The organism is Kitasatospora sp. Ki12 (assembly GCF_054601375.1).
The window spans coordinates 2,276,466-2,296,696 of sequence record NZ_BAAIHT010000001.1; the positions used below are offsets into that span (position 1 = coordinate 2,276,466).

At 74.8% G+C, this 20,231-nt stretch carries 18 protein-coding genes; 11 read left to right on the plus strand and 7 right to left on the minus strand.

From position 1 onward, the window contains the following. Positions 1-69 precede the first annotated feature (69 nt). The gene (locus ACYP53_RS09950) at positions 70-243 is read left to right on the plus strand and encodes a hypothetical protein (protein WP_189913044.1); all 174 of its coding nucleotides are present in this window, start codon (positions 70-72) and stop codon (positions 241-243) included. A 43-nt stretch (positions 244-286) separates the two neighbouring features. Then, positions 287-1,120: an MBL fold metallo-hydrolase gene (locus ACYP53_RS09955; RefSeq protein WP_189913043.1), complete on the plus strand. Its 834-nt coding sequence runs from the start codon at positions 287-289 to the stop codon at positions 1,118-1,120. 119 nt (positions 1,121-1,239) lie between these two features. Here the strand turns inward: ACYP53_RS09955 and ACYP53_RS09960 are convergent, their stop codons facing one another. Both ACYP53_RS09960 and ACYP53_RS09965 read right to left on the minus strand, forming a co-directional pair. Then, complete coding sequence (locus ACYP53_RS09960; RefSeq protein WP_030288117.1) at positions 1,240-1,914, minus strand: Crp/Fnr family transcriptional regulator; 675 nt, start codon at positions 1,912-1,914, stop codon at positions 1,240-1,242. 192 nt (positions 1,915-2,106) lie between these two features. Further along, positions 2,107-3,114 (minus strand): ArsR/SmtB family transcription factor, encoded by a 1,008-nt coding sequence (locus ACYP53_RS09965; protein WP_459647191.1) that lies wholly within the window; start codon positions 3,112-3,114, stop codon positions 2,107-2,109. 112 nt (positions 3,115-3,226) lie between these two features. On the opposite strand from ACYP53_RS09965, the gene ACYP53_RS09970 reads away from it, so the two are divergent. Beyond that, a complete protein-coding gene (locus ACYP53_RS09970) occupies positions 3,227-4,051 on the plus strand; it encodes an isocitrate lyase/PEP mutase family protein (protein WP_459647192.1) in 825 nt (274 codons plus the stop codon). A 58-nt stretch (positions 4,052-4,109) separates the two neighbouring features. On the opposite strand, the gene ACYP53_RS09975 is transcribed toward ACYP53_RS09970, so the two are convergent. Further along, positions 4,110-4,727, minus strand: coding sequence for an RraA family protein (locus ACYP53_RS09975; RefSeq protein ID WP_189913040.1), 618 nt, complete (start codon positions 4,725-4,727; stop codon positions 4,110-4,112). A gap of 84 nt (positions 4,728-4,811) precedes the next feature. Continuing rightward, entirely contained in the window at positions 4,812-5,600 is a 789-nt protein-coding gene (locus ACYP53_RS09980; protein WP_459647193.1) for an alpha/beta fold hydrolase, read from the minus strand. A 542-nt stretch (positions 5,601-6,142) separates the two neighbouring features. Here ACYP53_RS09980 and ACYP53_RS09985 point away from each other — a divergent pair. Beyond that, entirely contained in the window at positions 6,143-7,186 is a 1,044-nt protein-coding gene (locus tag ACYP53_RS09985; protein ID WP_459647194.1) for a S53 family peptidase, read from the plus strand. A 356-nt stretch (positions 7,187-7,542) separates the two neighbouring features. Further along, positions 7,543-8,706, plus strand: coding sequence for a sensor histidine kinase (locus ACYP53_RS09990; RefSeq protein WP_459647195.1), 1,164 nt, complete (start codon positions 7,543-7,545; stop codon positions 8,704-8,706). A 30-nt stretch (positions 8,707-8,736) separates the two neighbouring features. Here the strand turns inward: ACYP53_RS09990 and ACYP53_RS09995 are convergent, their stop codons facing one another. Beyond that, complete coding sequence (locus tag ACYP53_RS09995) at positions 8,737-11,271, minus strand: ABC transporter permease (RefSeq protein ID WP_459647196.1); 2,535 nt, start codon at positions 11,269-11,271, stop codon at positions 8,737-8,739. Positions 11,272-11,275: 4 nt separating this feature from the next. After that, positions 11,276-11,977, minus strand: a complete 702-nt coding sequence (locus ACYP53_RS10000; protein ID WP_229928183.1) for an ABC transporter ATP-binding protein — start codon at positions 11,975-11,977, stop codon at positions 11,276-11,278. 511 nt (positions 11,978-12,488) lie between these two features. Between ACYP53_RS10000 and lanKC the strand changes: the two genes are divergently transcribed. The 6 genes from lanKC (at position 12,489) to ACYP53_RS10030 (ending at position 19,554) form a co-directional block, all read left to right on the plus strand. After that, positions 12,489-15,074, plus strand: a complete 2,586-nt coding sequence (lanKC, locus tag ACYP53_RS10005) for a class III lanthionine synthetase LanKC (RefSeq protein WP_229928182.1) — start codon at positions 12,489-12,491, stop codon at positions 15,072-15,074. Positions 15,075-15,213: 139 nt separating this feature from the next. After that, on the plus strand, positions 15,214-15,330 hold the full coding sequence (locus tag ACYP53_RS10010; RefSeq protein ID WP_189913033.1) for a SapB/AmfS family lanthipeptide: 117 nt from the start codon (positions 15,214-15,216) through the stop codon (positions 15,328-15,330). A 78-nt stretch (positions 15,331-15,408) separates the two neighbouring features. Further along, entirely contained in the window at positions 15,409-15,525 is a 117-nt protein-coding gene (locus tag ACYP53_RS10015; RefSeq protein ID WP_189913033.1) for a SapB/AmfS family lanthipeptide, read from the plus strand. 80 nt (positions 15,526-15,605) lie between these two features. Continuing rightward, positions 15,606-15,719 (plus strand): SapB/AmfS family lanthipeptide, encoded by a 114-nt coding sequence (locus tag ACYP53_RS10020; protein WP_360253584.1) that lies wholly within the window; start codon positions 15,606-15,608, stop codon positions 15,717-15,719. A gap of 191 nt (positions 15,720-15,910) precedes the next feature. Then, positions 15,911-17,827, plus strand: coding sequence for an ABC transporter ATP-binding protein (locus tag ACYP53_RS10025; RefSeq protein ID WP_459647197.1), 1,917 nt, complete (start codon positions 15,911-15,913; stop codon positions 17,825-17,827). Then, on the plus strand, positions 17,824-19,554 hold the full coding sequence (locus tag ACYP53_RS10030) for an ATP-binding cassette domain-containing protein (protein WP_459647198.1): 1,731 nt from the start codon (positions 17,824-17,826) through the stop codon (positions 19,552-19,554). Before ACYP53_RS10025 ends, ACYP53_RS10030 begins: the two co-directional genes overlap by 4 nt. A 25-nt stretch (positions 19,555-19,579) precedes the next feature. Here the strand turns inward: ACYP53_RS10030 and ACYP53_RS10035 are convergent, their stop codons facing one another. After that, the gene (locus ACYP53_RS10035; RefSeq protein ID WP_189913029.1) at positions 19,580-20,206 is read right to left on the minus strand and encodes a response regulator transcription factor; all 627 of its coding nucleotides are present in this window, start codon (positions 20,204-20,206) and stop codon (positions 19,580-19,582) included. Between the last annotated feature and the right edge of the window lie 25 nt (positions 20,207-20,231).

Here is a 20,231-nt window from a genome sequence, read left to right on the forward strand (position 1 = left end):
CGGAAGACCACCCGCGACACCGTGAAGAACACCCGCCCCGCACCACCGCAGAGAGAGGACCGACGCCCGATGACCCACAACGACGTGGCTCGCCGGACGGCACCCGAGATGCCCGCCCGCCGCGTGATCCCCCGTACCCCTGCCTGCGACCACCCGGTCCCGTTCGTCGAGGTGGCGCAGCGCGCCATCGTCCGGGCGCTGCCGCTGCGGGCCCTCCATCGCGATGGACGGGGAGGCCGGTGAGCCAGCTGAGCAAGCGAATCACCGAGTTCGGCGAGGTGTCCGCATGAGCGGGCTCCTGCCGGGTGACCCCGCCGCCGTCGTCGGCGGCGAGGCCACCCCCAGGGCGCTGTGCGTGCTGGCACCGAACCCGTCGCCGATGACGCTGGACGGCACCAACACCTGGCTGCTCTCCGAACCCGGCTCCGACCTGGCCGTGGTGATCGACCCCGGCCCGCTGCACGAGGACCACCTGCGCCGGGTGATCGGCCTCGCGGAGGAGCGCGGCAAGCGGATCGCGCTGACCCTGCTCACCCACGGCCACGCCGACCACTCCGAGGGCGCGGCCCGCTTCGCCGAGCTGACCGGCACCGAGGTGCGGGCGCTGGACCCGGCGCACCGGCTGGGCTCCGAGGGCCTGGTGGGCGGCCAGCGGCTGGACGTCGGCGGTCTGGACCTGCGGGTGGTGGCCACCCCCGGCCACACCTCGGACTCGCTGACCTTCCACCTGCCGGAGGACGGTGCGATCCTCACCGGCGACACCGTGCTCGGCCGTGGCACCACGATGGTCGCCCACCCCGACGGGCGGCTCGGCGACTACCTGGACTCGCTGCGCCGGCTGCACACCATGGCCGCCGAGCACGGCGTGCGGACGGTGCTGCCCGGGCACGGCCCGGTGCTCGCGGACGCGCTCGGCGCCGTCGACTACTACCTGGCCCACCGGGCCGCCCGGCTCGCCCAGGTGGAGACCGCGGTCGAGTCGGGCTGCCGGACCGCGCCCGAGGTGGTGGCGCGGGTCTACGCCGACGTGGACCGGGCGCTCTGGCCGGCGGCCGAACTCTCGGTGCGGGCCCAGCTGGACTACCTGGTGGACCACGGGCTGATCCCGGGCGCGGACTGACCCGGGTGAACGCCGAAGGGCCCGTCCGTTCGGACGGGCCCTTCGCGGTGCTCCAAGCGCCGCTGCTCGGCGTGTCGTCGCCCGGCGTGTCGGCGCTCGGCGTGTCGTCGCCCCGCGCCTCAGCGCGAGCGGCGGGACAGCCGCTCGACGTCCAGCAGGACCACCGCGCGCGCCTCCAGCTTCAGCCAGCCGCGGCCGGCGAAGTCGGCGAGCGCCTTGTTGACGGTCTCGCGGGAGGCGCCGACCAGCTGGGCCAGCTCCTCCTGGGTGAGGTCGTGGGCGACGTGGATGCCCTCCTCGGACTGCACGCCGAAGCGGCGGGAGAGGTCCAGCAGAGCCTTGGCGACGCGGCCGGGCACGTCGGAGAAGACCAGGTCGGACATCACGTCGTTGGTCCGGCGCAGTCGGCGGGCGATGGCCCGCAGCAGCGCGATGGAGACCTCGGGACGGGCGTGCAGCCAGGGCTGCAGGTCGCCGTGGCCCAGGCCCAGCAGCTTGACCTCGGTGAGCGCGCTGGCGGTCGCGGTGCGCGGGCCCGGGTCGAACAGCGACAGCTCGCCGATCATCTCGCTGGGGCCGAGGACGGCCAGCATGTTCTCGCGGCCGTCCGGGGAGGCGCGGTGCAGCTTGACCTTGCCCTCCGCCACGACGTACAGCCGGTCGCCCGGGTCGCCCTCGTGGAACAGCGACTCCCCACGGGCGAGGGTGACCTCGGTCATGGAAGCGCGCAGCTCGCCGGCCTGTTCGTCGTCGAGTGCCGCGAAGAGTGCGGCGCGCCGCAGAACGTCGTCCACGTGCTTCCTCCTTCTCGGCCGTCCGGCGGGTGGGCCGTCCGGCGCAAGTTCCGTTCAGTGTTCTGCATCACCAAGCATGGCGCATGTCGCTCCGATCATATGAGGAGGGGGTGTGTCGAGGTGCGCCGTGCGGGGCCATTCGTACCGGCGGGTCATCGGACGACGCGGACGACGCGGGCTCGAAGACGGGCCCTAGTCGAACTCCTGTCCGTCTGAATCGAACAGTGAATCGGCGACCGCCGTACGGGCGTGGAGGACGGCGTGGCCCGCGCGGTGGGCGCTGGTCAGGCCCGCCGTACGCAGGGCGGTGAGGTGCTGGGAGGCGCCGGCGGGGGACAGTCCGGCGCGCAGGGCCAGCTCGGTGGTCGAGGCCGGGGAGTCCAGCTCGGCCAGCAGCCGGGCGCGGGAGCGGCCGAGGACGCCGGCCAGCGCGTCGGTCCGGGCCGCCGCGCCCGGCGGGCGCTCCCAGAGGGTGGCCGTGCCGCGCGCCGGGTAGACCAGCTGCGGCGGATCGGGCGGCAGCACCCGGGTGAGCACCCGCGGCCAGGCGAAGGCCGAGGGCAGGAGCAGCAGCCCGGCCCCGGCGGTCAGCCGGGTGACGGCGCAGTGCCGCCGCTCCAGCCGCAGCGCGGCGCCGTCCCAGCGGACGGTGTCGTGCAGCTCGCCCAGCATCCGCGCGGTGCCGTGCTCGGCGGCCTGCCGGGAGCGGTGGAAGACGTCCGCCGCGAGCAGCGCGCGGATCCGGGCCCAGTACGGGGCCAGCGCCAGCTCCCAGTACGCCTCGACGTCGGCGGCCAGCCGGGGCAGCTGCGCGGCCGGGTCGCGGTACAGCGGCGCCAGGACGGCGGGCAGCCGGCCGCCGGCCTCGGCGGCCATGATGTCGAGGTCGGCCCGGACCTGCCCGGCGCCGGTGGCGGTGATCGCGGCCAGTTCCTCGGCGAGCCCGGGGGAGAAGCCGGCCGGGGCGGGGTTGAGGAAGTCCGGCAGGTGCCCGGTGGGCGGCACCAGCGCGGTCAGCCGGTCCAGGGCCGGCCCGGCGGCGGCCAGCCGCTCGCGGACCTGCCCGGCCCAGCGCCGGTGCAGCGCCGGGACGGGGGAGCCGGCGAGGGCGCGCAGGCTGGTCACCACCTCCTGCATCGGCGAGACGGCGAACCGGGTCAGCGCCAAGTCCTGTGTGGAGAAATGCAGTTCGGTGCGCATCCGGGCCCCCTCCGCGGAAGATTCAGGCTCAGCTTAATCACTGGTACCGGTGGGGCGGCCGGGCGCAGGATGCCTCCGTCCCCACCGATCCGTACGAAAGCCGGTGCCACCCATGTCCACCACCCCCGAGTCCCGCGAGCGGGCGCTGCGGCTGCGCGAACTGGTCGCGGACGGCGTGCTCCTGCTGCCCAACGCCTGGGACGCGGGCAGCGCCGCCGTGATCGCCTCGGCCGGCGCCCGCGCCGTCGCCACCACCAGCGGTGGCGTCTCCTGGTCGCTCGGGCACGGCGACGGCCAGCGGCTCGACCGGGCGGCGGCGGTCGAGGCGGCCCGCCGGATCGTCGCGGCGGTGGACCTGCCGGTCACCGTCGACGCCGAGGGCGGGTACGGGCCGCTGCCCGCCGACGTCGCCGAGACCGTGACCGCCCTGGTCGGGGTGGGCGCCGTCGGCGTCAACCTGGAGGACTCGACGGCCGTCGGCGGCCCGCTGTTCCCGGTGGCCGAGCAGGCCGAGCGGCTGCGCGCGGCCCGTACGGCGGCGGCCGCGGCCGGACTGCCCGAGCTGGTGGTCAACGCCCGCACCGACGTCTTCCTGTTCGGGCTGGGCGGGCTGGACGACGTGCTGGCCCGGGCCGAGGCCTACGCCGAGGCCGGCGCCGACGGCCTGTTCGTCCCCGGGCTGCTGGACCTCGACGCCCTCGCCGAGCTGTGCAAGCGCTCGGCGCTGCCGGTGAACGCGATGGCCGTCCCGGGCGGGCCGACCGTCGCCGAACTCGCCGCCACGGGGGTGCGGCGGATCAGCCTCGGCACCGGCCTCGCCCAGGCCGCGTACACGGCGGCCCACCGCGCCGCCGCCGAACTGCTCGGCGCCGGGACGCTGACGGAGCTCGACGGCGCGCTCGGCTTCGGCGAGCTGAACGGGCTGTACCGGGGCTGACGGCCACTGGCCCGCCGGCGCCGCCGGCCCCCGCCCCGCCGGCCCCGGCCCGCAGCCGTCAGCCCTGGAAGCCCAGCTCGGCGAGGGTCCGCTCGATCCGGTCGCGGTGCTCCGCCGCCCACTCGTCCAGGGTCTCGGCGGCCTCCTTGGCCAGCTTCGCGCGGGCCGCGTCCAGCACCGGCCCGCGCTCGGCGGCGGGCACCACCACGACGCCCTCCTCGTCGGCCACCACGATGTCGCCGGCCGCCACCAGCACCCCGCCGCAGCGCACCGGGGCGCCGTGGGTGCCCAGCGCCTTCTTCGTCCCGGGGATCGGGATCACCCCGCGGGCGAAGACCGGGAAGCCCGCCTCCCGGACCTCGCCGAGGTCCCGGATCAGCCCGTCGGCGACGAAGGCCACCACGCCCCGGCGCTGCGCCACGGCGCACACGTTGCCGCCGGCCAGCGCGTAGTCCAGGTCGCCGGACTCCACCACGATCACCGAGCCGGGCTCGGCCCGGTGGATCGCGGCGTGCAGCATCAGGTTGTCGCCGGGCGGGCACTGCACGGTGAACGCCGGGCCGGCCACCCGGGGCATCCCGGCCCAGAGCGGGCGCAGGCCGATGTCCATGACCCGGGACCGGCCCAGGATGTCGGCCAGGGTGGTGGTGGGAATGTCCTTGAAGTCGGCGTCCATGCTTCCTCGTCCTCCGTTATCGGCCCGCCGGGAGACGGTCCGTCGGAAGCGTAGAACCCGTCGCCCGCGCCTCCGGACCCGAGGTCAGGCGAAGAACTTCACCAGCTCCGGCACGAGGACCCCGGCCGCCACGTCGTGGGTCTGGCCGGCCAGCGTCCGGTACTCGGCGCCCGGCACGGCCGCGGCCACCGCGGCGGCCGGTGCCCGCAGCAGCTCCGGGCTGGCGCCGCCGTCCAGCACCAGGGTCGGCACGGTGATCCGGGCCAGGACGTCGACCGGGACGGTCCCGCCGGTCCGCGCGCCGAGCGCCGCCGCGTCGTAGGCCAGGGTCGGCGCGATCGCCTCCAGCAGCGGCCACATCGGGGCGGCGCGCATCCCGGCCAGCATCTCGGCGGGCAACCCGACGAAGGTCATGAAGGCCGCGACGGCGTCCCCGCGCCGCCCCTCGGCGAGCGCCGTCTCCAGCTCGGTGACGTACCCGACGAAGCGGGAGCTCTGGGCCGCCTCGGTGCTGAACGGCGGCTCGTAGACGGCCAGTCGGGTCATGGCGACGCCTGCGGCGGCCGCCCGCAGCGCGAGCGCGGCGCCCGAGGAAATGCCGTAGACGGCGGCCGATCCGCCGGCCGCCGCGACCACGGCGGCCAGGTCCTCGATCTCGCGCTCCACGGCGAAGGGGGCGGTGTCGCCGCTGGCGCCGCGGCCGCGCCGGTCGTAGGCCCACACGGTGTGGTGGGCCGAGAGCTGCTCGGCGGTCGCGACGCCCGGGTCGAAGGCGCGATGGGTGGTCGCCCCGTCCACCAGGACGACGGCCGGGCCGGAGCCGGTGACGGTGCAGGCGAGGGTGGTGCCGTCGGTGGAGACCACGGTGCTCATGGGGTGTTCCTTCGGTCGGACGATCCGGTCGCAGGGGTAGACCGCCGTCCGTCGCGGAACTCATCGCTCCCGCCGAGGAATTTTCCGGGGCGCCCGTGATCCTCCTGCCGCCGGCCTCACTCCGGACGGGCAGGACCACCTCGCCGGGGCTCTCGACGGGTCTGCCCGACGGCCCCGAGGGAACCATGGGCCGCGCCCCGGGCCGACGGCCACGGGCGTGGCGCACGGTCCCGTCCGTGGAAAATCCACGTTCTCGCCGAGGGGCCCTGACCTCCGGCCGCTCGAACCGGATCATGAGGCGCGGAGAGCCCTCGACGAAAAGGGAGAGCGTGGACATGGGAACGGACCCGAAGCGCCGGCGCGTCGAATTCCGGCGCCGCGCCGCCGTCGTATTTCCCTTGCTGTGCGGAATTCTGGCCGCCCCGGCCCAGGCGGCACCGGCCGCGGCCCGGGCCGGTGCCGCGGAACCGGCGAAAGAGCCGTCCATCGCGGTGCCGTACAGAGCCGCCGAACTGTGGCAGCGGGGAATCACCGGAAAAGGCGTGACGGTCGGTGTCCTGGTCTCCTACGGAGATCCCCAGCTGGCCGAATTCATCGCGAAGTACGACGAGGCCTACGGATTGCCGCCCGCGGACATCCTGAACCTCGAACCGCTGGGAAAGGCGCCGTCCTGCACCGACCCCGGCGTGAACGCCGCGAACTGCCGCGCCTGGCAACAGGAGACCAGGATGGACGTGGCGATGATCCATTCGCTGGCACCGGGGGCCCGCATCGCGGTGACCGCGATCCCGGTCGACGAGACCCAGGGCGAGACCGGGATGCCGGAGATGATGCGGGCCCTCGACCACCTGACCGAGCACGGCATCGCCGACGTGGTCTCGATGAGCTTCGGGACGCCCGAGCAGAACTTCACCGACCCCCGGTCGATCCACCGCCTCGGGCGGGCCTTCTCCCGCGCCGGCCGGGCCGGGGTGACGCTGGTGGCGTCCGCCGGGGACCACGGGCCGACCGGGCCGCTCCGCGACCGGCCCGACCGTACGTACGACCGGAGGGTGGTGGCCTGGCCGGCCTCCGACCCGCGTGTGACGGCGGTGGGCGCGGTGCGGCTGCACGTCGACCGCGACGGCAACCGGACGGCGCCCGACACGCTCTGGCCGCAGTCGGGCGCCGGCCGTTCGTCGACGTTCGCCCGGCCGTGGTGGCAGCGGTCCGTGGCGGACGGCGGAGCGGTGGCGGGCGAAACGGCGGACGGCGGAACGGCGGTCGCCGGCGGAGCGGGCGGCCGTTCGATCCCCGACGTCACCATGCAGGGCTCCCGCGGCAGCTCGCAGTCCGCGGCCCTGTTCGCGGGCGTGGTGGCCCTCGCGGTCCAAGAGCACGGCGGCCGGCTGGGCGACGTCAACCCCCTGCTGTACCGGCTCGGCCGGCGCGGTGCGGCGGCCGGAATCACCGATGTCACCGAAGGCCGCAATGACTACGGCGGAGTTCCCGGCTTCACCGCCGGCCCGGGCTTCGACACCGCGAGTGGTTGGGGCACGGTGGATGTTCCCGTCTTCGTCCGCGAACTGGCCGAATCCGATCGCTGAGCCGCAGGTCGCGGCCGCTCCGCCGGATTGCCCGGGTCGCTGCACCGGCCGGTTCAATTCCACGAGTTCGGAGAATGTGCCGCGATTTGCGGCCGGTCCGGTGGCGATCGACCGGCGACGAAAATCCATCATTTCCGGTCAGTGACTCTATGTTAACGGGATATTGCCGACGGGAACTATGCTCGGGGTGAGGCGTACGGGGGCCGCTTCGTGGTGCGAAGCGGCCCTGCATGCCGATGACGGGTCGAATCGTCTACCGGGAGCTGACGTTGGGTCACAGTGCGTACCGAATCGACGGTGATCGTCACTCGCGGTGGCCGACCGGGCGTCGAACGCCCCGGAGGGTCGGCGACCCCTTGTCGAGGCTCACCCAGGGCATCGTCGTCATGGTGGCGGTCGGCTTCTTCGTCGCCTCGGTGGTGGCCACCGTCCGCAACCACGACGGCCTCGTGCACCAACTGTCGGCCGTGGTCGTCCTGTTGCTGCTGCTCGGCTTCCAGATCATGCACGCCGGCCCGTGGCGGCTGGAGCGGCTCTGGTGGCCGTGGAGCCTGTTCGCCCACGGGGTGCTGACCTACCTGCCGTTCCTGGTGTTCGACGGCTCGTGGGTCGGCATTCCCGGCTCCTTCGCCGGATCGGTACTGCTGACCGTCGAATCGCCCCGCTCCTGGATCCTCTTCGGCGCCCTGGTGGCGGGCCAGTACCCGCTCTGCGCCGCGCTGGACGGGAACTTCGGCCAGTGCGTGAACGCCGTCGTCTCCACCGCCGTGGGCGGCATCGTCGTCTACGGCGTGGCCCGACTCGCCGATCTGACGGCCGAGTTGAGGGCCGCCCGGACGGAGCTGGCGGAGCGCGCGGTGGACCAGGAGCGGCTGCGCTTCGCCCGCGACCTGCACGACCTCCTCGGCTACAGCCTCTCGGTGGCCGCGCTGAAGTGCCAACTCGCCCAGCGGCTGGCCCTGGAGGACCCGGAGCGGGCCCGCTCCGAGATGTCCGAAGTACTGGCGATGGTGCGTCAGGCGATGTCGGACACCCGCTGGATCTCCAGCGGCGACCTCCAGATGTCCCTGGCGCGGGAGTCCCGTTCGGCCGTCTCGGCGCTGCGGGCGGCCGGGATCAGGGCCGACGCCGACCTGGACTGCGGCGTGCTGCGGCCGGAGCTGGACGCGGTGCTGGCCACCGTGGTGCGGGAGGCGGTCACCAACATGCTGCGGCACAGCGTGCCCGGGCGCTGCGAGATCCGGGCCGGCCGGGACGGGCTCGGCACCGTACGGCTGACGGTCTCCAACGACGGCGTCCCGGCGGACGGCGGACCGGCCGAGCCGGGGGAGCCGAGCGGCGGACGAGGCCTCGACAACCTCACCGAGCGGCTGCTGGCCGTCGGCGGCCGGCTGACCGCCGAGCGGGACGACGCCGGCTGGTTCCACCTCTCGGCGGTCGTCGAGGCCTCGTCCGCGCCGAGGACGACGATCCGCGCGGCCCGGGAGGCCGGAGCCGCGAGGGCCTCCAGCGCGGCCTGACGACGCCCCGACGCCCCGGGGGCGTACGGCCTACTCGCGCGTTCCCATCGCCTCGACCGGTTCCCGCCGCAGCGCCAGCCGGGTGGTCAGCAGGACGGTGCCCACCCCCAGCAGCGCCGCCCCGCCCAGCACCGCGGCCTCCCAACTCCCCGGCAGCGACGGCCAGGCCGTCCCGGTGAGCGCGAGGCTGACCGGCACCAGGACGGCCGCGGTGACCGCCGCGCCGAGGGCGAGCGCCACGGCGACGGTGATCCCGCCCTCCCAGGCCATCATCCGCAGCACCTGGGCGGGCGTGGTGCCCACCAGCCGCAGCAGGGCGAACTCGCGCAGCCGCTCGGTGGTGGCCATCACCAGGGTGTTGACGACGGCGATCGCGGTGAACAGGCTGATCATGCCGAGCAGCAGCCGGCCGACCGCGGAGGCCGCCTCCTGCTGGTGCCGGCGCGCCGCGTCGTAGTCGGCCCGGTCGCTGATCCTGGCCATCGGGTAGGCCGACGTGAGGCCCTGGAGCTCCCGGCCCACCTGCCGGGGGTCGGCTCCGGGGGCGGTGCGGACCAGCACGGTCGGGGCGAGCGGGTCCGGCGTGTGGGCGGCGGCGAAGCCGGCGGGCAGCAGCGCGCCGGCGAACCGCGCGTCCCGGTCGTAGACGGCGACGACCGAGGCGGTGCTGTCGCTGCCGTCCTCCCACCGGATCCGGACCGTGGCGCCGACGCCGGCCTTGAGGCGGGAGGCGGTCTGCTGCCCCAGTGCGATGGTCTCGCCGCGCAGCCGGTCCAGCGAGCCGGCCGTCACCCCGGGGTCGACCAGCTGCTCCAGCCCCTGAGGGTCCACGATCCGGGCGTCCACCCCGTGGCTGCCGGCGGTGTCCGCGGAGCCGCCGGACACCATGACGAAGCCGGACACCAGGCCGCCGGCCGCCCCGACGCCGGGCAACTTCCGTACGGCGTCCGTGAATTCCGCCGGCAGGCCGATGCCGCCCGCCTGGACCACATGGTCGGCCAGCAGCCGTCGGCCGTCCTCGGCCACGTTGGCCTGCGCCTTGACGACCGGGACGAACAGCACGGTGCCGGTGAAGGCCACCGCCAGCACCAGCGGGGTGACGGCGGCGGCGAAGCGGCGCGGCTGGGCCCGCAGGGCGGCGGAGGCGAGGAACCCGGCGACCGGGAAGAGCCGGCCCACCGGCCCGCCGATCGTCGCGCTGGCGACCCGGCCGATCAGCGGACCGATCAGCGCGACCCCGAGCAGCAGCACCAGCACCATGCCCTCGGCGGTGCCGGCGCCGCCGCGGTCGTCCGTCGAGCCGGCCAGCACCGCGCCGCACACGGCGAGCGTCGCGAGCCCGAGCCCGGTGCGCAGCCGGCCGATGCCGGGCGGCGGCGCCGAGGAGTCGCGCAGTGCCTGGGTGGGTTCGACCCGGGAGGCCCGGCGCGCGGCGGCCCAGACGGCCAGCTGCGCGGTGACGAGGACGCCGCCGAGGACGATCAGCGGGGCGGTCGGCCCGACGTGCAGCGGCACATCCGAGCTGACCACCCCGCGGTCGACCAGTTCGCCCCGCAGCAGCGCGGCCAGGCCGATCCCGAGCGGGACGCCGACGACTGCGGCCGCGAGGGTCAGCACCAGCGTCTCGAGCGCGATCATCCGGCGCACCTGGCCGGTGGTGGCGCCGACCGCCCGCAGCAGCGCCATCTCGCGCATCCGCTGCTGGACGGAGAGCGCGAGCGCCCCGGCCACCACGAAGACCGAGACGAACAGCGACAGCACGCCCATCGTCCCGGCGAGCGAGGACAGGCCGTCCCCGGGCCCGGGAGCGGCGTAGAACTCCAGCTCGCCGCGCTCGTCGCCGGTGCGCGCCCGGGGCCCGGACGAGTCGTCGTCGTTCTGCGGCCGGGCCGCGGCCACCGCCTGACCGGCCTGCTGGGCCAGCGCCCGGGGGTCGGTCCCCTCCGCGGCGGTGATGCCGATCGCGTTCGCGCCGGTCGTCGTCCCGGCGAGCCGGGCGGCCTGCTCGGGGCTGAAGAAGAGCGCGCTCTGGCGGGACAGCTCCCACGGCGGCGAGGCGAGTCCGGCCACGGTGTAGCTGCGGGGCGCCGAGGTGGTGGCCAGTCGTACGGTGCCGCCGGCCGGGACTCCGGCGCGGGCGGCCGTGGCGGCGTCCAGGACCACCTCGTCGGGCCCGGCCGGAGCGCGGCCGGAGGTCAGCCGGAACGGGGCCAGGACGGCGCTCGTCCAGGAGTGCCCGAGCGAGGGGCCGCCCTGTGGGCCGGACAGCACCTTCCCGTCCGGGGTGATCACGGCCGCCGGGAAGGAGACCTCCGGGACGGCGGCCGTGACGCCGGGGAGCTCGGCCAGCTTGGCGACCAGCGGTCCGGCGTCGGGGATCCTGGTCGAGTCGCCGACCACGACCGGGGCCGCGGCGTAGCGCTCGGTGGGCTGGTCCGTGCGCAGGGCCGACTCCAGCAGGACACCGCAGGCGGCGGTCAGGACGAGGGCGAAGGCGAGCGCGGTGAAGGCGCCGGCGAAGCCCGCCTTCCGGGCGCGCACCGTCTGCCAGGCCAGCAGGAGCATGTCGTCAGCGCCTTCCGAGGAGGGTCATCCGTTCGGCGACCCGTTCGGGCGTGGGCCCGTCCAGGACCTCGGCGAAGGCGCCGTCGGCGAGGAAGTAGACCTGGTCCGCGTAGGAGGCGGCGACCGGGTCGTGGGTCACCATGATCACGGTCTGGCCCATCCCGTCCACCACGTGCCGCAGCAGCCGCAGGACCTCCGTCCCGGTGGTGCTGTCCAGCGCGCCGGTGGGTTCGTCGGCGAAGACCACCTCGGGCCGGGTCACCAGGGCCCGGGCGATCGCCACCCGCTGCTGCTGGCCGCCGGACAGCTGGGTGGGCAGGTGCCGCACCCGCTCGCCCAGACCGGTCCGTTCGACGATCTCCGCCAGCCAGGCCTTGTCCGCCCGGCGCCCGGCCAGCCGCAGCGGCAGGGTGATGTTCTGTTCGACCGTCAGCGACGGCAGCAGGTTGAAGGCCTGGAAGACGAAGCCGATCCGTTGGCGCCGCAGGACCGTCAGCTCGTTCGGGGTCAGCGCCGCCAGGTCCTGGCCGGCCAGCCGGACCTGTCCGGTGGTCGGCCGGTCGAGCCCGGCGGCGCAGTGCAGGAAGGTGCTCTTCCCGGACCCGGACGGTCCCATCACCGCGGTGAACCCGCCGCGCCGGAACTCCATCGACACCCCGCGCAGGGCGTGCACGGCCCCCGCCCCCTGCCCGTACACCTTGGTCACCCCGTCGAGCCGGACCGCGGGGTCCGGGTCGGAAACGGAATGGGTCTGTTCCGGATCGCTGGAATCCGCAGTCCGCGAGAAAACGGGAATCCCCTCCTCGTGCGCCGCCCTGCCCCTTATCGGCGGCCAGCCTAGCCAAATCCGCTCACCGGCGTAACGGCCGGACCCGTCCGGCCGGGCCGTCCGGCCGCCGGGGAAGGGCCCGGAGCGGCCCGGGATGGGCAATCCATGGAGCAGTCCATGCGAATCGCATGGGCCGTTCCATGGAGTACGGCGTGGCCAAAGTCCCGTTCGGGTGCAAGGATCGACCTTGTTCGAAGTAATCAAACACGGGCCGGCGGGAAACGGGTCGACCGACTCTCCCCGTGCCGCCGTCCGTGGTTCCGTCGGCGCGGCCGATTTTCCCGGCCGATGTTTTCCGCCGATTCCTTCCGAGTCATTCGGATCCATTCGACGTTTTTCGGAGAAGTCACGGGGGTGGCGAATGTCCAAGCATTACGACGTGTACTGTATGGCCGATCCGACTTTCTTCGACTCGCCCACCGGGCTGAAGGAGGAGGGCCTCGACTTCGCCCTCACCGGCCGGCCGGTGCCCGAGGGCTGGAGCAGGATCCCGCACGGCGACTGGGTGGTCTTCCGCCCCGAGGGCGGCGAGCCGCTGCCGAAGCAGGGCTGGAAGATCCACACCTCCGGTCGGCAGCAGAACGCCGACCGGATCCTCGACGCGGTGGCGGAACACTGCTACGCCGAGCGCATCCCCTTCAAGCACCTCGCCGGCCGGCACATCCTGCAGACCCGGAACATGAAGTACGCGCACCGGGGCGCCAGCGGAAAGCTCGTCACCGTCTACCCGCGCGACGAGGCGCAGCTGAAGTCCGTGCTGGACGCGCTGGACGGGCGCATCGGCGGTGAGGCCGGCCCGTACATCCTGAGCGACCTGCGCTGGAACGACGGCCCGCTCTACGTGCGGTACGGCGGCTTCGCCGAGCGGCACACGCTCTCCGAGCAGGGCGCGCTCGTCCAGGCCGTCGAGGCGCCCGACGGCACCCTGGTGCCGGACCTGCGCGAGCCGGTCTTCCACGTCCCCGAGTGGGTGGAGCTGCCGGACTTCCTGGCCCCCCAGCTGGCGGCCCGGAAGCGGGAGACCGTCGAGGACCTGCCGTACCGGATCGAGAAGGCGCTGCACTTCTCCAACGGCGGTGGCCTCTACACCGGCACGGACACCCGCACCGGCGCGCAGATCGTGCTCAAGGAGGCGCGGGCCTACGCGGGCCTGACCAACGACGGGAAGGACGCGGTCGAGCGGCTCCGGCACGAGCGGGACATCCTCGAACGGCTCGCCGGGCTGAGCGTCGTGCCCAAGGTGATCGACTACTTCGTGGTCGGCGACCACCACTTCCTGGTCGAGGAGTTCCTGGACGGCCAGCCGTTGAACAAGTTCTTCGGCCGCCGCTACCCGTACAACGGCTCCCGGACGGACCCGGCCGAGATCGCCGAGTACACCGACTGGGCGCTCGGGATCTGCCGGGCCGTCGAGGAGGCGGTCGACGCGGTGCACGGGCGCGGCGTCGTCTTCGGCGACCTGCACCCCTTCAACGTCATGGTCCGTCCGGACGGCGGCGTCGCGCTGATCGACTACGAGGTCGCGGCCCCGGTGGAGGCGGAGACCAAGCCCGCGCTCGGCAATCCCGCCTACGCGGCGCCGCGCGACCGGACCGGCTTCGCCGTCGACCACTACGCCCTGGGCTGCATCAGGCTCGCGATGTTCATGCCGCTGACCGCGATGCTCCGGCAGAGCCTGGGCAAGGCCCGGCACCTGGCGGACGAGATCGCCCAGCGGTTCCCGGTGCCGCGCGAGTTCCTCGACGCCGCGGTGCGCGACATCCTCGGCCCGGCCGACGGATCCGGCCGGCCCGCACGGCCGTCCACCGGCACCCCGGCGACGGTCTTCGACCCGGCCGTCCTGCCCCTGCCGACGCCGGACCGGTCCGCCTGGACCGCCACCCGCGACTCGCTGGCCGGCGCCATCCTGGCGAGCGCCACCCCGGACCGCGACGACCGGCTGTTCCCCGGCGACGTCGAGCAGTTCAGCACCGGCGGGCTCAACCTCGCCCACGGCGCCGCCGGAGTGCTGTACGCGCTGGACGCCACCGGCGTCGGCCGCTTCCCGGAGCACGAGCAGTGGCTGCTGGACCGCGCCCTGCGCAAGGACGCGCGGGCCCGGCTGGGCTTCTACGACGGCCTGCACGGCGTCGCCCACACGCTCGACCGGCTCGGCCACCGCGCCGACGCGCTGAAGGTCCTGGAGCTCTGCCTCGCCGAGGGCTGGGAGCGCCTGGGCACCGACCTGCAGAGCGGACTGTCCGGTCTCGCCCTCAACTTCGCGCACTTCGCCGACGCCACCGGCGAGTCCACGCTGCGGGAGGCCGCCCTCCGGGCCGCCGACCTGGTGGCCGGGCAGCTCGGCGGCGCCGAGTCCGTGCCCGAGACCAGCGGCGGACGCCATCCGCACGCCGGGCTGATGCGCGGCTCCGCCGGCCCCGCCCTGATGTTCGTCCGGCTGTACGAACAGACCCGCGACCAGGCCTACCTGGACCTGGCCGCCACCGCCCTGCACCAGGACGTGCGCCGCTGCCTGACCCGGGCCGACGGCGCGGTCCACGTCAACGAGGGCTGGCGCTCGATGCCGTACCTCGCGACCGGCAGCGCGGGCCTGGGGATCGTCCTGGAGCGTTACCTCGCGCACCGCGAGGACGAGCGGCTCCGCGTCGCCGCCGACGGCGTGCGGATCTCCTCGCAGTCCGAGCACTACGTCCTGTCCGGCCTGTTCAACGGCCGGGCCGGCATCCTGCAGCACCTCGTCGAGACGTCCCGACTCCCGCGGCCGTCCGAGGACCCGGACGTGGCGGCGCAGATCAGGGCGCTGTCCCTGCACGCGCTCGCCTACCAGGGACAACTCGCCTACCCCGGCGAGCAGTTGCTCCGGCTGTCGATGGACCTCGCCACCGGCTCCGCGGGCGTGCTGCTCGCCCTCGGCTCGGCGCTCGGCGACACCCCGGTCCACCTGCCGTTCCTCGGGCCGGCCCGGACCTCCTGAGCCACCGGCCACCCAGACCGGCGCACGGGCGCGCGCCGCCCGAACCGGTACCCGCCCGTGCGCCCCCACAGACTGCCCTTCCGGTCCCGGAAGGGTGCCCGCCAGGGCGAAACCGATATCCAGCGAAAGGAAGAGAACCATGGCGCTGCTCGACCTGCAGACGATGGAGCTGCCCGCCGAGGCCGAGGAGCTGGCCCCGATGGGTAGCGGTCAGAGCACCGACTGCTCGAACTCCAGCTGGCTGTGGTGCAACTGACCCTGACCTCCGGGTCGGGTCGGCACACCCCCGCACGGCTTCACTGACACCGCACGACACACCAGAGAGGACAGGACCATGGCGCTGCTCGACCTGCAGACGATGGAGCTTCCGGCCGAGGCCGAGGAGCTGGCCCCGATGGGTAGCGGTCAGAGCACCGACTGCTCGAACTCCAGCTGGCTGTGGTGCAACTGACCCTGACCTCCGGGTCGGGTCGGCACACCCCCGCACGGCTTCACTGACACCGCACGACACACGAGAGAGAGGACAGGACCATGGCGCTGCTTGACCTTCAGGCGATGGAGCTTCCCGAGGCCGAGGAGATGGCCCCGATGGACAGCGGCAAGAGCACCGACTGCTCGAACTCCAGCTGGCTGTGGTGCAACTGACGCCGACTGAACCACTAGTCGGTTAGGCCTCCCGGTCCTGGGCGGGATCCCGCCCAGGACCGGGAGGCCGGCGCGCTTCACTGCTCCACCCGTACGACGGCTCCACCCGCACGACCGCTGCGACCGCTGCGACCGTACGACCGCCGCGACCGCGGCACCCACAGTCCATCGCGACGATCCGGAGGGGCAGAGTGACGACCGACTCCCCGGCGGCGGCCGGCCGCGCCGCGCCGCCGGCCGGCCACGCCGAGCCCGTGATCGGCCGCGCCGCCGACCGGCTGTTGCTGAGCGTGGTACGCCGCACCGGCGGCTGGGCCCTCGTCCTGGTGCTCGCGGCCCTCGGCAGCGTGCTGGCCCAGGTGCTGCTGCCCGCGGTGGTCGGCTCCGCCGTGGACAGCGCGATGGCCGGCCGGACGGACGACGGCCGGATCACCACCTGCACGGCGGTGATCGTCGTGTTCATCGTCTGCGAGGTGCTGTCCGACCTCGCCGCGGGCCGGAGCTCCGCCGCCGGCACGGCCTGGCTGCGCCGGGCCCAGCTGGCCCACCTGCTCACCCTCGGCGGCCGGGCCACCGCCCGCTTCGACCCCGGCGACCTCACCGCCCGGCTGATCGGCGGCGCCGCCGACGCGGGCGCCGCCGCGGAGGCCGCCGTCTGGGCGGCGCTCTCCGTCCTGCCGACCCTCACCAGCGTGGTCGCGCTCTGGCTGATCGACCCCTGGCTGGCCCTGACCTTCCTGGTCGGCATGCCCGCCCTGGTCTTCTTCCTGCGCTCGTACGCCCAGGACATGTCCGCCCTGATCGCCCGCTACCAGAAGGTCCAGGGCGCCGTCGCGGCCGGCTTCGTCGAGGCCCTGGGCGGCATGCGGACCATCGCGGCGGCGGGCACCACCGACCGGGAGGCGGAGCGCGTGCTGCGCCCGCTCCCCGAACTGAGCGGTCTGGGCCACGGCTTCTGGCGGGCGCAGACCAAGGTCGCGGCCCAGAACGCGCTGCTGGTACCGCTGTTGGAGGTCGCCGTGCTGTCGGTGGCCGGCTTCGGGCTGGCCGCCGGCCGGGTCACCCCGGGCGAGATGCTGGCGGCCTCCCGGTACGCGGGCCTGGGCGCCGGCCTCGGCATGACCGCGATGTACCTCGGCCGGCTCGCCCGCGCCAGGGCCGGCGGCGGACGCATCCGGGAGGTGCTCGCGGAGCCCGCCGCGGCGTACGGCACCGGGGCGCTCCCGGCCGGCCCCGGCCGGCTCGAACTGCGCGGGGTGACCGTCCGGGTGGGCGGACAGACCCTGCTGGACGGCCTCGACCTCACCGTGCCGGGCGGGACCTCGCTCGCGATCGTGGGCCGCTCCGGAACCGGCAAGTCCCTGCTCGCCGCGGTGGCGGGCAGACTGACGGACCCGCACGGCGGAACCGTCCTGCTCGACGGGGTGCCGCTGCCCGAGCTGTCGCACGAGGAGCTGCGCGGCGCGGTCGGGTACGCCTTCGAACGCCCGGCCCTGCTGGGCCGCACGCTCGGCGAGGCCATCGCCCTCGACGACGTGGCGGAGGCGGACCGGCCCAGGCTCTCCCGGGCCGCGGCGGCGGCCTGCATCGACGCCTTCGTGGAGCGTCTGCCGGAGGGCTACCGCACCGACCCGCGAGAGGTGCCGATGTCCGGGGGCGAGGCCCAACGACTCGGGCTGGCAAGGGCGTTCGCGCACCGGGGCCGGGTCCTCGTGCTCGACGACGCGACCTCCAGCCTGGACACCGTGACCGAGTTCAAGGTGAGCACCGCGCTCACCACCGAACTGGCCGACCGCACCCGGCTGATCGTCGCCCACCGGGCCTCCACCGCGGCCCGGTGCGACCTGGTGGCCTGGCTGGACGGTGGCGGCATCCGCCGGGTAGGCCCGCACGAGGAGCTCTGGGCCCTGCCCGAGTACCGGGCCGTCTTCCGCCCCGACCAGCCCGCCGACGAGGACAGGTCCGCCGACGAGGACAGGTCCGCCGACGAGGACCGCCCAGCCGGCGACGACGGGCCCGCCACCGGGGACGGACCCGCCGACGAGCGCGGAGCCGCCACCGGAGGCGGACCCGCCGCCCGCACCAGCCCCGCCGAGGTGGGCGCGTGAACCGGACACCCGGGGTCTCCCTCCGGACCGAACTCCTCGCCCCGCTGCGCCGACGCCCGCGCGTGGTCGCCCAGTTGGCGCTGTGGTCGGCGGTCGAGGCGCTGCCCGGATTCGCCGCCGGCCGTCTGGTGGCCGGCTCGGTGGACTCCGGCTTCGGGGCCGGCCGTCCGGGGGTCGGCATGGTCCACCTGGCCCTGCTCGGCGTCGCCGTCTTCGTCGGCGCCTGGGCGACCCGCCAGGTCTACCCGCGGCTGGCGGCCCTGGTGGAGCCGCTGCGGGACGACCTGGTCCGCCGGGTCGTCACCGGCGGACTGCGCTCGGCGCGGACGGCCCCCGGCCGGCCCGACACCGCAGGCGTGGCCCGGCTGACCCAGCAGGTGGAGATCGTCCGCGAGGCGTACGCCGGGATGACCATGGTCGTCCGCCGGTTCGTCTTCAGCGTCGGAGGCGCCCTGCTGGGCATGTGCTTCCTGGAGCCGCTGGTCCTGGTCGTGGTCCTGCCGCCGCTGCTGGCCGCCGCGGGCCTGCTGGCACTGATGCTCCGCGGTACGACCGGCGCCCAGCGGGAGCTGCTGCTCGCCGACGAGCGGCTCGCCGCCGAGGCGGGCGCCGTCATCGGCGGCCTGCGCGACGTGACCGCCGCCGGAGCCGAGCGGTGGACCGGTGACCGGCTCTCGGCGGCGGTCGAGCGGCAGGCCCTGGCGGCGCGCCGGGTCGCCCGGCTGACCGCCAACCGGACCCTGGTGCTGGCCGTCGGCGGCTGGCTCCCCCTGGTCCTGCTGCTGTCCACGGCCTCCTGGCTGACCGGCCACGGTGTGACGGCCGGCGCGCTGCTCGGCTCCGTCACCTACGTCATGCAGGGGCTCCAGCCCGCTCTGCAGACCCTGGTCCAGGGCCTGGGCGGCAGCGGCGTACGGCTGGCCGTCACCCTGCGGCGGATCATGGAGTCCACCCCGCCCGAGCCCGCCGCCCGGGCGGCCGGACCCGCGCCGCGCGCGCCCGGCCCGTACGGGGTCGAGCTGAGCGGGGTCAGCTTCGCCTACGGCCCCGGCGCCGAGCCGGTGGTCCGCGACCTCGACCTGACGATCGGCCCGGGGGAGCACCTGGTGGTGGTCGGTCCCAGCGGGATCGGGAAGTCGACCCTGGCCGGTCTGATCGCCGGACTGCTCCGCCCGACCGGCGGCGAGGTGCGCCTCGGCGGGCGCCCGCTGCCGGCCGACCCGGTCGAACTCGCCCGCCACCGCGTCCTGATCCCCCAGGAGGCCTACGTCTTCACCGGCACCCTGGACGAGAACCTGCGCTACCTCGCCCCCGACGCCGGGCCCGAGGAGGTGGACCGGGCGGTGGCCGCGATCGGCCTGGAACGGCTGGTCGAACGACTCGGCGGCTACCGGGCGCGGATCGCGCCGGACGCGCTCTCGGCCGGTGAACGCCAGCAGATCGCGCTGGCCCGCGCCTACCTGTCCCCGGCCGGCCTGGTCGTCCTGGACGAGGCGACCTGCCACCTGGACCCGGCCGCCGAGGCCCGGGCCGAGGAGGCGTTCCTCCGCCGCCCCGGGTCCCTGCTGGTCGTCGCCCACCGGATGAGCTCGGCGCTGCGGGCCGACCGGGTCCTGGTGATGGACGGCACCGACGCCGTCGCGGGCAGCCACGAGGAACTGCTGGCGCGCTCCGGCCTCTACCGCGACCTCACCGGCCACTGGCGGCGTCCCGCCGGAGCCCGCTGAACGGCGGACGCGCCGCCGCCCGGCGTCAGCCGAGCCGGGGCCCGGTCGACAGCCAGCCCATCTCCTCGGCGATCCGAATCGCGTCCACCCGGCTGCGCCCCCCGGTCTTGGACACCGCGGCGGCCAGGTGGTTGCGGGCGGTGCCCGCCGAGATGAAGAGCCGGGCGGCGATCTCGCTGACGGAGTCGCCCTCCGCCGCGAGCCGCAGGGTGTCCAGTTCCCTGGGCGTCAGCGGGTTCTCGCGCGCGCCCAGCGCGGCCAGGGCCAGTTCCGGGTCGACGGCGCGCTCCCCGGCGGCCACCTTCCTGATCGCCGCGGCCAGTTCCTCGGCTGGTGCGTCCTTCCCGAGGAAGCCCAGCACGTGGGCGGAGAGCGCACTGCGCAGGTACGCGGGCCTGGCCAGCCCGGTGAGCACCAGCGTCCCGCACTCCGGGAGCTTCTCGTGCAGTTCGGCCGCCGCCTGCAGCCCGTCCAGCCCGGGCATGTCGATGTCCAGCACCGCGACGTCCGGCCGCACCTCCAGCGCGGTCGGCACCACCAGGTCCCCGCGGTCCACGTCGGCGACGACCTCCAGGTCGTCCTCGTACGCGAGGAGCGCCATCAGCGCGCTGCGCACCATGCTCATGTCCTCGGCCAACAGGACCCTGATCATCAGCACTCCCCCTGTCAGGCAACTG